The organism is Oleiphilus sp. HI0128, from assembly GCF_001635365.1.
Genome location: NZ_LWGG01000619.1, coordinates 1 through 14,537 on the forward strand (window position 1 = coordinate 1; position 14,537 = coordinate 14,537).

The 14,537-nt window shown below is 45.4% G+C and carries 13 protein-coding genes; 6 read left to right on the forward strand and 7 right to left on the reverse strand.

The window, feature by feature from the left end; all coding sequences use genetic code 11:
* The 3 genes from lgt to A3763_RS07650 all read left to right on the forward strand — a co-directional run.
* Window positions 1-605 (forward strand): prolipoprotein diacylglyceryl transferase (gene lgt, locus A3763_RS07640; RefSeq protein ID WP_068759969.1); only part of this gene is annotated, 605 nt, incomplete at its 5' end.
* Between the two features lie 29 nt (window positions 606-634).
* Window positions 635-1,486 carry a thymidylate synthase gene (locus A3763_RS07645; RefSeq protein WP_068516218.1) on the forward strand — a complete coding sequence of 284 codons (852 nt, stop codon included), beginning with the start codon at window positions 635-637 and terminating at the stop codon, window positions 1,484-1,486.
* Between the two features lie 24 nt (window positions 1,487-1,510).
* Window positions 1,511-2,014: a dihydrofolate reductase gene (locus tag A3763_RS07650; protein ID WP_068516222.1), complete on the forward strand. Its 504-nt coding sequence runs from the start codon at window positions 1,511-1,513 to the stop codon at window positions 2,012-2,014.
* 45 nt (window positions 2,015-2,059) lie between these two features.
* On the opposite strand, the gene ilvD is transcribed toward A3763_RS07650, so the two are convergent.
* The gene (ilvD, locus tag A3763_RS07655) at window positions 2,060-3,904 is read right to left on the reverse strand and encodes a dihydroxy-acid dehydratase (RefSeq protein WP_068516225.1); all 1,845 of its coding nucleotides are present in this window, start codon (window positions 3,902-3,904) and stop codon (window positions 2,060-2,062) included.
* Window positions 3,905-4,071: 167 nt separating this feature from the next.
* Here ilvD and A3763_RS07660 point away from each other — a divergent pair, with 167 nt between their 5' ends.
* A complete protein-coding gene (locus A3763_RS07660; protein WP_082865204.1) occupies window positions 4,072-4,659 on the forward strand; it encodes an LON peptidase substrate-binding domain-containing protein in 588 nt (195 codons plus the stop codon).
* 39 nt (window positions 4,660-4,698) lie between these two features.
* On the opposite strand, the gene A3763_RS07665 is transcribed toward A3763_RS07660, so the two are convergent.
* The 5 genes from A3763_RS07665 to A3763_RS07685 form a co-directional block, all read right to left on the reverse strand.
* The gene (locus A3763_RS07665; protein ID WP_068516227.1) at window positions 4,699-6,147 is read right to left on the reverse strand and encodes a bifunctional DedA family/phosphatase PAP2 family protein; all 1,449 of its coding nucleotides are present in this window, start codon (window positions 6,145-6,147) and stop codon (window positions 4,699-4,701) included.
* A gap of 163 nt (window positions 6,148-6,310) precedes the next feature.
* Window positions 6,311-7,312: a GGDEF domain-containing protein gene (locus A3763_RS07670; protein ID WP_068516229.1), complete on the reverse strand. Its 1,002-nt coding sequence runs from the start codon at window positions 7,310-7,312 to the stop codon at window positions 6,311-6,313.
* Window positions 7,312-8,334: a diguanylate cyclase domain-containing protein gene (locus A3763_RS07675; protein WP_068516232.1), complete on the reverse strand. Its 1,023-nt coding sequence runs from the start codon at window positions 8,332-8,334 to the stop codon at window positions 7,312-7,314. Before A3763_RS07675 ends, A3763_RS07670 begins: the two co-directional genes overlap by 1 nt.
* A 17-nt stretch (window positions 8,335-8,351) precedes the next feature.
* Complete coding sequence (locus tag A3763_RS07680) at window positions 8,352-8,657, reverse strand: EscU/YscU/HrcU family type III secretion system export apparatus switch protein (RefSeq protein WP_068516235.1); 306 nt, start codon at window positions 8,655-8,657, stop codon at window positions 8,352-8,354.
* A complete protein-coding gene (locus A3763_RS07685) occupies window positions 8,654-10,336 on the reverse strand; it encodes a flagellar hook-length control protein FliK (protein WP_068516238.1) in 1,683 nt (560 codons plus the stop codon). Before A3763_RS07685 ends, A3763_RS07680 begins: the two co-directional genes overlap by 4 nt.
* A gap of 223 nt (window positions 10,337-10,559) precedes the next feature.
* Here A3763_RS07685 and A3763_RS07690 point away from each other — a divergent pair, with 223 nt between their 5' ends.
* Together A3763_RS07690 and A3763_RS07695 are read left to right on the forward strand one after the other, a co-directional pair.
* Window positions 10,560-13,013, forward strand: coding sequence for a hypothetical protein (locus A3763_RS07690; RefSeq protein ID WP_068516241.1), 2,454 nt, complete (start codon window positions 10,560-10,562; stop codon window positions 13,011-13,013).
* A 90-nt stretch (window positions 13,014-13,103) separates the two neighbouring features.
* Window positions 13,104-14,159: a TIGR02281 family clan AA aspartic protease gene (locus A3763_RS07695; RefSeq protein WP_197470141.1), complete on the forward strand. Its 1,056-nt coding sequence runs from the start codon at window positions 13,104-13,106 to the stop codon at window positions 14,157-14,159.
* 9 nt (window positions 14,160-14,168) lie between these two features.
* On the opposite strand, the gene A3763_RS07700 is transcribed toward A3763_RS07695, so the two are convergent.
* Window positions 14,169-14,495 (reverse strand): hypothetical protein, encoded by a 327-nt coding sequence (locus A3763_RS07700; RefSeq protein WP_068516247.1) that lies wholly within the window; start codon window positions 14,493-14,495, stop codon window positions 14,169-14,171.
* Between the last annotated feature and the right edge of the window lie 42 nt (window positions 14,496-14,537).

A 14,537-nucleotide genomic window follows, 5' to 3' on the forward strand; every position in this document is an offset into this window, starting at 1 on the left:
GGCGCCTGGGCTACGTATTCTTCTATAACTTCGACAAATTTCTCGATGACCCAGCTTGGTTGTTTAGAATCTGGGAAGGTGGAATGGCCTTTCATGGCGGCTTAATCGGTGTGATGTTAGCCATTGTTTTTTATGCACGAAAGATTGGCTGCACTTTTTTTCAACTATTGGACTTTATCGCGCCTCTTGTGCCAATAGGTTTGGGTTTGGGACGAATCGGAAATTTTATTGGTGCAGAATTATGGGGCAGGGCGACAGATGTTTCTTGGGGAATGGTATTTCCAAACGACCCGGAGCAATTGGTTAGGCACCCTTCTCAGCTTTATCAGGCAGGGCTTGAAGGGCTGATGTTCTTTTGTATTTTATGGTTTTATTCCGTTAAACCCAGGCCTGCGGCATCGGTCTCGGGTATGTTTATGATCTTCTATGGAATTTTCCGCTTTGTTGTTGAGTTCGTAAGAGAGCCTGACGCACATATTGGTTTTGTTGCCTGGGGTTGGCTGACGAAAGGTCAACTACTGTCATTCCCGATGATATTAATAGGTGTGGGTTTTATTTGGTATGCCTACAAATTTAACTCCGATAAACTATCGCACCGAGCATAAACTAGAAAATAAAAAATTGAGAGAAGCATATGAAGCAGTACTTAGCGCTTTGTCAGCGTATTATTGATGAGGGTGTGTGGGTAGATAATAAACGTACCGGAACGCGCTGCCTGACCCTAATCAATGCTGACCTGGAGTATGACGTTGAGAACAATGTATTTCCGTTAATTACCACTCGCAAAAGTTACTATAAAGCAGCCATTGCAGAACTTCTGGGTTATCTCCGTGGGTATAGCAGTGCTGCGCAATTTCGCGAGATCGGCTGTAACACCTGGAATGCTAATGCCAATGAGAATGAAGCCTGGTTGAATAATCCGCATCGTAAAGGTGAGGATGATATGGGGCGAGTATACGGCGTTCAGGGCCGGGCGTGGCAAAAGCCGGATGGCACGCCATTAGACCAGCTTAAAAAGATCGTCGATAACCTTTCGAAAGGGGTCGATGACCGCGGAGAAATTCTAAGCTTCTATAACCCGGGCGAGTTCGAAATGGGTTGTCTGCGCCCTTGCATGCATACGCACACATTTTCTTTGCTAGGGGATACACTGTATTTGACTAGTTATCAGCGTTCTTGTGATGTGCCGCTGGGGCTGAATTTCAATCAGGTTCAGGTCTATGTTCTGCTTGCTCTAATGGCACAGATCACGGGGCATAAAGCCGGTAAGGCTTACCACAAAATAGTCAATGCTCATATCTACGAGAACCAGTTAGAATTGATGCGAGATGTGCAGCTAAAGCGTGAGCCTTTCGCTTCTCCGAGACTAAATATCAACCCTGATATCAAGTCACTCGAAGACCTTGAAACCTGGGTGACGACCGCTGACTTTGAAGTCGTCGGCTATGAGTCGCATGACAGTATCCAGTACCCTTTTTCAGTTTAAATATATATCGAGTAGGAAGAAACAATGAAGCGCTCCATGATCGTCGCGATGGCAGAAAACCGAGTTATCGGCATTAACAACAAGCTGCCTTGGTATTTGCCCAATGATCTTAAGTACTTTAAACAAGTGACGATGGGCAAGCCGATTCTAATGGGGCGTAAAACCTATGAGTCGATTGGTAAGCCGCTTCCAGGTCGATGCAATATCGTTATAACGCGAAATGAAAGCTGGTCGGCTGAAGGCGTGAAAGTCGTGCACTCTCTTGAGCAGGCTTTTGATTTAGGAGAGTCGGTTTGTGATATTGACGGTCAGTCGGAAGTGATGATCATTGGTGGTGACCAGATCTATCAAACGAGTCTGCCGGATGTTGATCGTATCTATCTAACGAAAGTTCATGCAGAAGTCGAAGGCGATGCTTATTTTCCCGAAGTCGATTGGACTCAGTGGCGTGAAATTGGGCGGGAAGATTTTGAAGCCGAAGGGCCGAATCCCTATGATTATAGTTTTATCGTTTTGGATCGTAAGTAAAAAGAAAAGGACTGAACTTCTGCTCAGTCCTATGTTTCGTCGAGCTTAATCCAGCATATCCAAATTACGAACACCACCTTTATCGGCGCTTGTTGCCAGCATGGCATAGGCTTTCAAAGCGCTAGAGACCTTTCGCTCGCGATGCTCTGCTGGTTTCCAGGCTTGCTTGCCTTTCTGCTCCATTGCTTCACGTCGAGAGTTAAGTACCCCTTCTTCCAAGACAACATCAATTGAGCGATTAGGGATATCGATCTTGATTTTGTCGCCGGCTTCAATCAATGCGATAGCGCCACCGGCAGCTGCTTCAGGGGAAGCGTGGCCAATTGATAGGCCAGAGGTACCCCCTGAGAAGCGACCGTCGGTTAACAAGGCGCAAGCTTTACCTAGGCCTTTTGATTTCAGGTAACTGGTTGGATACAACATTTCCTGCATACCCGGGCCACCTTTAGGGCCTTCATAGCGAATAATAACCACATCGCCCTCAACTACGTCATCATTAAGTATGCCTTTTACTGCGGAATCCTGGCTTTCGAAGATAACGGCTTTGCCTTCAAACACGAGAATAGAGTCATCAACGCCAGCTGTTTTTACCACGCAACCGTCTTCAGCGATATTGCCGTACAAGACTGCGAGTCCACCCTCTAAAGAAAATGCATTTTCTAATGAGCGGATACAACCGTTAGCGCGATCACCGTCCAGTGTCGGCCAGCGAGTCGATTGACTAAAAGCCGTTTGGGTTGGAATGCCAGCAGGGCCAGCTTTAAAGAACTCGGCAATTTCTGGATCATTATTTTGCATAATGTCCCATTTTGCTAGCGCTTCTTTCATTGTCTTACTGTGGACCGTTGGCAGGTCGGTATGCAGAATTCCGGCTCGATCTAGTTCGCCCAGAATAGCCATGATGCCGCCAGCTCTATGAACATCTTCAATATGATATTGAGGAGAGTTCGGTGCAACCTTACATAACTGAGGGACGCGTCTGCTTAGTTCGTTGATGTTCTTTAGGTCGAAATCTAATTCCGCTTCTTGAGCCGCTGCCAAAAGGTGAAGGATGGTATTGGTTGAGCCGCCCATGGCGATATCAAGCATCACAGCGTTTTCGAAGGCTTTATGGCTGGCAATTGAGCGTGGTAGAACTGATTCGTCATCTTGTTCGTAATAGCGGCGTGTAATGTCTACGATGCGGTCTGCAGCATCAAGGAATAGCTTTTCACGGTCTGCATGAGTTGCCAATGTTGTGCCGTTACCTGGTAAAGATAGACCAATAGCTTCAGTCAGACAATTCATTGAGTTAGCCGTGAACATGCCTGAACAAGAGCCGCATGTTGGGCAGGCGCTGCGCTCATATTCTGCAACCGTTTCATCATCAGCGCTATCGTCTGCAGCAATGACCATGGCATCGACCAGGTCGAGCTTGTGTTCCGAAAGCTTGGTTTTACCTGCTTCCATTGGGCCACCCGATACGAAGATAACCGGAATGTTCAGACGCAAAGCAGCCATTAACATTCCCGGTGTGATTTTATCGCAGTTGGAAATGCAAACCAGTGCATCGGCACAGTGAGCATTCACCATGTATTCAACCGAGTCGGCAATCAGCTCTCTGGAAGGTAGGCTATATAGCATGCCGTCATGACCCATCGCGATACCGTCATCGACCGCGATGGTATTAAATTCTTTTGCAACGCCTCCTGCTTTTTCTATCTGGCGTGCTACAAGTTGCCCCATGTCTTTAAGGTGGACGTGACCTGGAACGAACTGGGTGAAGGAGTTTGCAACAGCGATAATTGGCTTTTCAAAATCTTCTGTTGTCATCCCGGTGGCACGCCATAATGAGCGTGCTCCCGCCATATTTCTGCCATGAGTAGAGGTTTTTGAGCGATAGGTCGGCATCGTTGGTCTCTTAAATAATCGTTGTTAGAAAGAAAAATCTGAAGCAGGCAGCATAGCAAAAAAAATGCATGCTGGCACCAAATGGCGAATCTTCAATACGAAACTATAAGATTGGAAAAATCAGTCTATGCTTACTTAAAAGCCAACCGTGAATACCTGAATAAACTATGAAACTGCCGCTGTTACCGCTCAATGCTATTGTCTGTCCGCAAGGTCGTATTCCTTTGCAGATTTTTGAGCCGCACTATTTAGATATGATTGCTGATTCGATGAAGCAAGGCGAAGGCTTTGTGGCAGTGTTGATGTGCAGTGAAAATGCACCGACTGAACACGTGCGAGAAGGGCAGTTCTATGAACTTGGCACGCGTGTTCAAATTGTAGATTTTGGCAAGACGCCTAGTACCGGGGTGTTAAATCTGACGGTTGAAGGTCTGGAACAAGTCAAACTATCCTCACTTGAAGAACGTGAAAATGGCGTCTGGTATGCCGAGCTTGAGGCTATTGGTGAAGAGCAGCATATTGACTTGCCCGAGGAGTTTGATGAGCTGCGTGTGGTACTGCAGGCTCTGGTCAAACACCCCTTTGTTCGCGATTTGAATATGGATATTGATTATGAAGATGGGCGCCAAGTAGGCTGGCGCTTGACTGAGTTACTGCCGCTAGGCAATAAACAGAAACAGCATCTTTATGAAATGAGCGACCCGCTTCAGCGTCTGCAAGCAATCTCTCGTCAAATTTCTGATATGGTTACTTAGGCCGTATAAATCTTGAGTCTTGATCAGACGGCTCTGCGTTTAGGGGCGTAACTGGTAAGCCTGCAAGGCTTCTGGAAAGAAATAAAGCTGATAGCCAATTAAGATGCCGAGCCATAGACAAAGTGCTGTCATAACCGCTTTCTTTTCAACAGTGATATCTCGACGGTTCGCGGCGTCATAAGCTTGGTGAGTGCTATATAACACTCTACTAATTCCACAAATCGCTAAACCTAGCGCTATGCCCCCAACAATATCAGACAACCAGTGAACGCTGAGCATAACCCGGCTAAAAGCGATCAGAAACATCGGCACAAAGAATAGCAAGTAGCACTGCCAGCGTTGGGTCTTGGGTAGCTGTTGGGCAATAAATGCTGCAATCAGGCCGTAGAAAACGGTTGAGCCTGAACTATGGCCACTAGGGTAGGCATATGAAACAGGCGGTGAGAGTACTAGTTCAGGTCGGGCAATACTAAATACTGCTTTTAGTGTGTGTGTAATTGCCGCAGTACTTAAGCCGGAAATCACCAGTAAAGTGGAGGCTCGGAACTGCCTTAGATAAAGCATCAAAGCGATGAGTGTTATAAAGGAGGCATACAAAAACTTTTCATCGCCAAGCAGGGTTAGATGGATAAATATCCGAGAGCTGATATCGCTGACAAAGGTACTGATGTTGCGCAGCTCAGCGCCGAGTTGAAGTACGCTGGCATCTAGTTGGCTTAGCAAGCCTGTTCGTAAAACCAGAAAGCTCCAAATAATAAAGAATAAGCTTGATCCTATGAATAAACTCAGTGACGCAAGTGGAAACTCATAGTCCTTTGATGACGTGTTTTGGCTTTTGTTATTGCGCAATAGCGCCGCATAGATGCGAGATCCATGCTGAAGGTTAAGGCTGGCATAGCGAAAGCTGAGAGTGATAATGAGCAGCGCAGCAATTAGAGAGAACAAGGCCGGATAAAAGTTACTTGGCAGAACCAGATGGACGGCACTGCCAGTCAGGTAGCCAGGCAAGATATAAAACGGTGCCCAAATGGTTGCCGAGAGGGCATTGAAGACAGTGAATCTGGTTTGAGACATTCCAAGCATTCCTGCGACAATAGGAATGACTGGACGAATAGGGCCGATAAAGCGGCCGAGCATAACGCTTTTCCCACCGTGCTTATGGAAGAAACGCTCACCAGACTGAAGTGTTTTAGGGTAGCGGGAGAAGGGCCAAATGTTTCGCAAGCTATCTTTAAAATAATGACCAAGAAAAAAGCTGATGCCGTCTCCCAATATGGCACCGAGAAAGCCCGATAATAAAAGCCACTCAATAGGTAGATTAATGTGACCTGCCAAGGCTGACACAAGAAAGAGCAGCAATACGCCGGGTACGATTACTCCTGCAAGCGCCAGAGACTCAATAAATGCAATAAGTAAAACAGCCACGAAAACCCAGTTTGGGTTTAGTTCAAGCCATGCAATAAGGGGTTGGAAATCAGATTCTGTCATTGTGCCGGGTGTAAGTGCGAATAGTATTGAAAGATGTGCCGGGGTAAACAGACTTAGCCTCGTTGGGTCACTTTACACACTAATGACAAGCGAGACAAATTGTCAGAAGTCTTGAGCTTTCGCCAATAGAGGGGAGAAAGCTGTAAACAACGAACTTGTCTGTTTAGTGACTATGCAGGCAGACGCGGTTATGGCCGTTTTTTTGTGCTTCGATCAAACCAATCTGAGCGTTCTCAATTAATTTCTTTGCTTCGCCATCTCGATCGCCTGAGCAGTCATCAGGTATATAGGTTGTGCAGCCCAGGCTAACCGTAATTGCATCAACCACTGGCCAGTTGCATTCCTCTATGGTGCGTCGAATTCTTTCCGCAATAACTAAAACGCCCTCTGAAGGTGTGCAAGGTAAGAGGAGGTAAGAGGTCTGCTTTCCATCAAAGTAGTCGCTATCTCCTGCGCGAATCATTGCTTTAAGTGTCTCTGCAAATCGAGCAAGAAGGTCGTTTGTATTTGGGAGACCGTGCATGTCTTGAATTTGAGGGAAGTAATCGACTTCAAGGGAAACCAGAGAAAGGGGTTTGCCTGTTCGGTCAGCTCGGCACATTTCTTTTTTAAGGGTATCTCTCAAATGGCGGTAGTTATAAGCTTTAGTTAGTGGGTCATGTATCTCAAGTTCTACCAGTGTGCGACTGCGTTTCTGATGAAGCTGAGCATAAGTACTTGTTAGCCCCATAAATAATGCAAAGCTGGTTGCAAACTCTAGTGCTGAGATGATGCTGCTGGCAAATAGCAGTAGCAGTGAGTAACACACACCCATCACCACGTTGAATATGCTTGCTTGGCGATAGGGAAGGCATAGATAACAAAGAAGACCAATCGGAAATATCCAGTGCTTAAGCTCCTCAGGGTGTTCGCCTGCATTGGCGAAAATGCTGAGAACAGATATAACACCTACAGCGAGACAGGCTTGCTTGAGGTATTTGGCTTCGGGGGAGAACTTGGCGTAGAGGCTTGTGCTTAAATAAACGATGCTTAGAAGTGTTGCAACGTAAACGAGCTCATAGAGACCGTAGCGATAATTTTGTATACCAAGCACAACCATAGCAATTGCGCCAAGCAGAAATAATGTGGCAGTAAGACGGGTTTGAAGCTGGATTTCAGAGAACATTATTGTGCTCCTTCTGCATTGGCTGGCGTTGCGTCTTGGGGCAGCTCATCGATGTCTCGATAGATGTGTGTTCTATTAATACTGGTAGCTTGTGTTTCTGATAAGGCATGGCTTGCCCGGCCTGTTATGGAGGTACTGTCATCGCCGATATTTAAGCAGGACACGCCAGCACTAACGGTAATACTTTCTCCATGAATCTCAATTTCTTTGCGGACTTTAAGTCGCAGGCTGTCTGCTATCTTGACTGCTTGAATCGAGCTGGTATGAGGTAAGACGATAAGAAACTCATGATGTTCCCAAAGGTAGTAACTGTCGAACAAGCGAAGGTTGTTATGGAGCAACTTGCCAATGGCAATCGTGACAGCATCTTGTTCTTTAGGGTTTAGTTTGGAAAGACATATTTTGTCAATTGCCAACGCGGCTGTAGACAATTCACTGCCTTCACGTTCACTGCGTTGAATTTCTTTTGTCAGGTCATCATCTAGATGTTCTTTGGTGGCTGCTTTGGTCAGGTTATCTGTACGACGCAGTGGCTTAAGCTGTTTTCGTCTTAGTTCTCTCAAGTAAACCAGGCAGCAGCTCATGCTTAGGTACAAAAGGTAGCTCATAGTATTTTGAATGTTTTCAAACGGAGAGCCGCTAGCATTCAAAGAGGCCAGGGCAAATACTGAGAATATCCCGACAAGCCATAGGGCAGGTTTGAATTCATAGAAAAAGAACAGCAATAAGGGAATGAAATAGGTCCATGTTTTAAAGTCTTCCAGGCCTGTCATTAAGCCTATTAGGGCAATGCAGGCGAGAGCCAGAGAACTGTGTTTAAACCAGATGAAGCTCTCTTTATCGGCATTTCGGTTTTTACTTTGCCACTGGTTTACAATGAGTAGCGCACACAGAACACCGATGCCGCAAGCGCTGATCAATTGCCCCTGAAAGAGCAGGGCGAGCGCTAAGGTACCTGCCAGAATAAGGGCATATAAGTAGGATTTTGAGTTAATAAGTAGTTGGTGGTCAGAATGTGCCATGTTGAAAATGTTGCTCGTTATGTTCTGGTCGTTGGCTCGCCAAAGCCTTGTGGTGTCTTTCCTTGCAGGTAATATGCAAAGGCAATTATTTCAGCTATTACCCGATATAGAACTTCGGGGATTTCTTCTCCCAGTTCTAGTTTAGACAAAATGCTGACTAATTCACTATTTTCGTATAAAGGTATGCCGTGCTCTTCGGCAATGCGCATTATTTCCTCAGCGAGCTCATTCTCACCTTTGGCAGTAAGTTTGGGCGCTGAAACTTCATCGTACTTGAGCGCGATGGCTCTTGTTTTCGAGCTGGTTTTGTTATTGTTGTTCATGCTTGAATATCTACCAGGCTTTGTGTCAACTTGGTGGCCTGTTGTTCTGGTAGGCCTTGTTGGCAAATAATATCGCCTACTTCTAGGCCTAGCTCTGAAAGCTTTTCCTTAAAATGTTTGCTCTCCCTTTGCGCGAGCGCGAAAGTATCGGCTTGATCTGCCCAGATAATGGATGAAATAGAAGGAGGGAGCAAGCTTACTTGAATATATATTGCTCCCAGGCCTTCTAAGTCGAAGGATAGTGATATTTTCCACTGCAATGCTTTGTCCTCAGATTCCTCTTCCTGGTTCTGAGTGGCGCTTTTTTCCTTATCGAGTCTCAGGCTGAAGGTGGTGACCCCTTGGTTGACATTCACCACGGGCAATTCAAAAAACCATGATTGAAGTGTATTGCCGTCACTGGTTTGGCTTTGAAAGAGGCTGTTCAACTGGTTGAACTGAATACGATTAAGCATTCCGGCAAGTATTTTCAAAAGCTGCCCGGTAGAAAACTCTTGCTCGGCAAAAAGAGCTTTGGCCTTCGCTGTTGTGTCGGACTGGATGCGCGGAAAATTAAAGGGAGTTGTTAATAGTTCAGGCTCTAAAAGGCTGCCAAGGAGTTTCTCTATCGCCTGGTTTTGTTCGCCGCTGCTATTTGCGGCAGGTAATAAGTTTCGGCTAATGCCTAGCAGGGTCGCTTTTAAATCGCTTGATATTGTCTTGTCTTGGCTTGGATCGGCTGCCGTGTTGCTATGTTGCTTTACAAGTTGCTGCAGCATGTCTAGTGCTTGCTTCGTGACTGCAGAGCTTGTTTGGTTGGTATTTTGAGGAGAGGGGGTTCCAGAAAGCGGGTTATTGGCAGTAGGTTTGGTCTGGTCTGCTTGCGCTAATGCTATTTTGTTCAAGGTTTTGAGGTTTTGGAGTTGCTCGAGTATTTGTTGTTTGTTGGTGGTGTTACTGAGCTGTGACTCCATGAAAAGACCGCTGTGTTTTAAGGCGTTTCTAATTGTGTCAGGAGAGCTTAGAGTGTCGCCTTGACGGCTGGCTTGAGAGATCTGCTCTGCGTGAGGAAGAGATTTGATCAGTGTTGCGATGCTTTCTAGCGCAACTTTTCGAGTAAGCGGCGATGAGCCTTGTGTAGGGGAGAGCTGGGTTTGTTGAGCGCTGGCTATCTTTGTTTGATTTTGAGAAATGGGCGGCGTTTGCGAAGTCGCTTTACTCATCTCATTCAGGGCAGCGAAGCCGGTACCAAGAGACAGTTGCTTCGGTAGCAGTTTTGCTAAGGTGCCTAATAGTATTTCGGTATTGATGCTGCCTTTGTCTGCTGGGATTTGAGCTGTGCTTCTATTAGTCGGACTGACAAGGATCAAAGCCTTGCTCTGTTTTGTTGATGAGCTTTCAAGCTTGACTAATAGCGTCTGACCTATCTCTAAAGGAATGCTGCTGGTGGTTGTGACAAGTTTGCCATTAATATTGAGTAGCCATTCTTTACTGCTGTGAGTGTTTACTGTGGCTGCTTTTCCTTCGATTACCGGCTGTTCCTGGTTAGTTTTGGGGGGGGGTGCCTGAACAGTTGCCTGGTATTGCTTACCGGGTACCAGTTTAAGCTCTTCAATGCTGGTAATTTGTGATCTAGAAAGAGTGCTTGTACCTTTGCTGACGACCTCTGGCGTTGACGGTGGTTTTGGTGTGATGTCCATGACGTTGCTGTATCCCAGGTGCTGCCAGAATAAATCTCGATTGGGACAGGGTTTTATTGTGAACAGGCTCCCAATCAAGACGCTTATAGATTATTTCACAGATTATCCCAGATATAATGGAGACGCAAAAAATAGAATTACGGAAAGATATTCCTGATGTTTTTGAATAGTGTCTCAGGAAATAGAGTGGTACATGGATTAGCTCATAGGAAATTAGGGTGTTATGACAAAGCAGGCATTTAAATTATTTCTCGCTTGGTGTGTTTCAATCGTTCTGGCAGGTTGCGAAGGGCGAGTGGCAGAAACGGCACCAGAAACAGTAGACGATACTTCACCACCTTCTACTCCGGGGCAAGATTTTCAAGATGTTGCTATCGACGAAACTTTTTTCTCTCGCCCGTCTGACGAGGTGAGTGACAGTTTGGGCTTATATTCCTTCAGTGCTCCAGAAACAGAAAGTTCGACGATTCAGCATGAGGCAGTTTTTTCCTCTGAATCAGGAATGATCTTGAGCCTGAATACTTCCGATAGCAATGGAGCCAAGCCGGATATTTCAATCTTGGTGAGTACCGATACCGTCTATAAAGTTGACCATGAAACGAATGAACTCAAGGCTATCAATCACTTTAAGAATGAAATATGTGAGATTCATCCAAAAGAGCTAGTCGTCTCTTCTCTTTCTGATTCCGGTACCGGTACCGTTGAGACCTTTTCGGTTAGGCATGCGGAGTCGGTTTATGTTGTGACCGCAGTCGATGAGGAAGACGGTTCAGCGTGTGAAAACATGGATGCAAGTCGAACATATTATGAACTACCCTTAAACTATCAGTTCGATGCTTCGTTTACAGACCCCTCTCTTACTGATGAGTTGCTTATTGTTGATGAAGCTCAGGCTAAAGCAAAGTTAGTGTTTGGCTGGATTGATAACCCGGATAATGCAGGGGAATATATTTTAAATTATGGTTACCTTGGTTATAGCTTTGCGCTGAGGAAGTTAGAGTTTTTTGACCAGGACAGGAATTCTGTATGGTCGCAAACCAGAGAGCTTGCTTCCTACCCATCAATTGACGCGAATGGGTTTACGTCTCCATTTTATCTCTTTGATGTACGTACCTTGGATAATTATCAATACCTGGTCCAAATGAATCAGGATATTTTTGTTGTCGATGCAAGCACAGAGTTTTTTGCAAAGACTCAGAGTGATGTCGGCACAATATTGACCGATCGGATAATAAATATCGGCAGCTATGCTCCTTATATCGCGGGGGGTGTCGAGCCAGGGATTTATGAAGTAGAAGCGTATCATGATGATGATGACTTAGTGATCATTGATGAAGGGAAGATTTTTACCTACCCATTTTTACAAAACCAATTTACGCCTGATAGCGTCAGTCATGACTACCTTGTTGAGACAAATGACGGATTTATCTATCAGGAACAAGCACACAGACGCAAGAAAACGTTTTCACAATTCGACTATCAGCGCTGTGACGAAGAGGATGATGCTTGTAATGCCGCTCATGATGTCACGGCTTCTTCCTGGCAGTTTATAACGGATTGTGATGCCGATCTCGGCTGTCAGTTGGAGCAGGATGTTGCAGACTTGTGTGAGACTCAAGAAGAACATGATGTGAGCCAGTCTGGCAGAAATATTTGTTCTGCCGAGTTTTTTGAGCACTTGGGGGAGTTGAATAATACAGAGAACGATGCCCAGTTCGTTGGTTATATGCAGTACTTGGCAGATTCCTTGAATAAGTATGAAGTGAGTATTTTTGAAGACAGCTTGTTGTTATCTGCATCAATGCTCGAAAAAGATCTGATTGTTCGTTATTTTTATAAGCAGTCTTTGTCAGCGCCAAAATCAGTACGTGAGCATGTTATGTTTGGTGCTGAATCAGATCTATATGCTCTGGAGCACTTTGTTGAAAATAACAACGTATATATCAGTGCTTTGATTCCAGGAGCGGTGAGAAGTAATGAGTGTTATAAAAACTACCTTCGTGTTGAGTGTGACCTGGGTTCCCAAGAAGGTGGTGGGAGTGACCGATGTACGGGGGCTGATCTGGCAGAGGGTACGTGTTTCTCTTCTTTTACCGAATTTGAATCTACAGCACTGTTTTGCACTCCTAATCAGGTATTAACTAGAGTATGTGCTGATGCTAGTCTTGACTCAGGCTCAATTCGTACTGAGGCAAGCGATGAAGATGGTAAATGGGTGCGAATGCTTGACCTGAGTGGTGACGAGGCTGATAGGCAGACAGTATATCTATTGACGTCCTCGCATCAGGAAGCGCTTGATGAACAGGTTCTTGATGAAGGACGCTTGCTGACACCTACCTTGTATGAAATTGACGATAATGATGGCTCTCTTGGCTCAGAGCTTGGCGTATTGAATGATGTTGTTGAGACGGTTATTGGCGGAGTGCTTTATCAGAAAGCGAGTGGCGCTGAACCGTTGTTTGAGGGCTTGCTGGATGTCCTTTCTTATGACGTGTCTGTCTCGGAGGAAGAGGGTGCTTCAGGTCAGGAATTACTTAGTCGTCATTCCAAGTATGCTATTGTTAATACCTTGAGTGATGATAATAGTGCTGTTTCGGTACGTCAGACTCCAAGGTTGGCGGAAACAGTCTTTAAACGATTTGACACTGCGCCAAAGTCAACGGGTTCATCTGAATAGACAAAGAAAAATATTTCAAGTTCAGAATAGGTAGTCCGCGTCTTCATGAGTGGTGTAGTGAGCTATCACTGGTCTGAAAGGGGGCTTATCTTGAATAGAACGTCAGGCTACTTATTAGCGCTCTGTGCTGGAGTATCTTTGGGTTGGCTAGCGCAGCAGTTCTGGTTTGCTGGTCTCGATCAGCAAGTTTCCAGCTCTCAGAGAGATTTGCTTCGAAATGAGCAGCGCCTAAAAAACTTGCGCTCAAAGGAGCAGAATTTAAAGAAACCGGCTAGCCTGGATTCTGTTGACAGTACTTCTACAAAAACCGAAATGACCGATATCGAGCTTCTTGCCGATCAGCTTGAGAATAAGGCTCAGCTATCCGAGACTGACTTTCAGGTCATTTTTAGTGTTGCCAAGCAAAAACTTGCTCAAGGTAATGTTCAGGACGCAATAGTCTACTTGTACGATTTGCGTCTACTGGTGGACTCTCAGTTTGAAGATGCCTACCTGAATGGTGTTCAAGACTTTGTGCAACATCTGGAGCAAACGCTGGAGAAAGCTGGTGAGCATGATTTATTAATTGCGAGCTTTAGGCAGTTGGTGAGTTTTCAGCCAGAGTATACCCCCTATTATTTATCCCTGGCTCACTGGCTAATTGTCTCTGAGGAGTGGGATGAGGCTGAACTAAGCCTTGTGTCAGCAAGGCATGACCTTAAATATGGCGAGGAGGTTCAGCTATTGGAAAATACCATTGCTGAACTTAGAGACCGTTCTAGTCAGTATATCGTTCCCTTGCAAACTATTGGTGAGCACTATTTGCTTGAGCTGCTTGTTAATGACGAGCACAGTTTGTCGCTAATGATTGATACGGGTGCTTCAATGACTGTCGTGAAGACAGAGTTTGTTCAAGAATATTTGCCTAGCCTTTTAGATGAGGCAGATGAGCTGCTGCTCAAGACCGCCAATGGCTCCGTCAAAGGGAGCAAAGTGCAGGTGGGTCAAGTCTCGCTTGGAGGATTATCAATGGGGGATGTTACTTTGGGAGTTTTGCCCTTATCTGACTTTACTTATGATGGGCTTTTGGGGATGGATATTCTCAAGCGTTTTGAGTTTAAAATTGACCAAGAAAATCAACAGCTGGTGCTGAATCCCCAGCTGTAAGTGTGTCGCTTAATTAGTCTTTAGATCTAGATAGCCCTTCTGAATTGATGTCTCAAAAGCTTTTGCTCCTTCAGCAAGCTCTTCAAAGCGAAGGCGCAGGGTTTTGAGTTTTTTTAATTCCTCGGCACTCGGTGAGTCATCAAGATCATCATATTTTTTTCCTAGTTCATACATGAACTTTAAATAAGCTGCCCGGCTCTGGGCCACGATATTGACGATGGGTTTTAAATCGCTGGTAGAAAGTGCCTCGATTTCAGGATTAATAATCTCCCTATTCGACTTCCGATACAGCTGCTCGTAGTGCAGCATCAATCGATTAATATCTTGTTCGTCCATTGTCTTAGTCCTGTGTAATATAAACGAGTGATTGGCTAATTT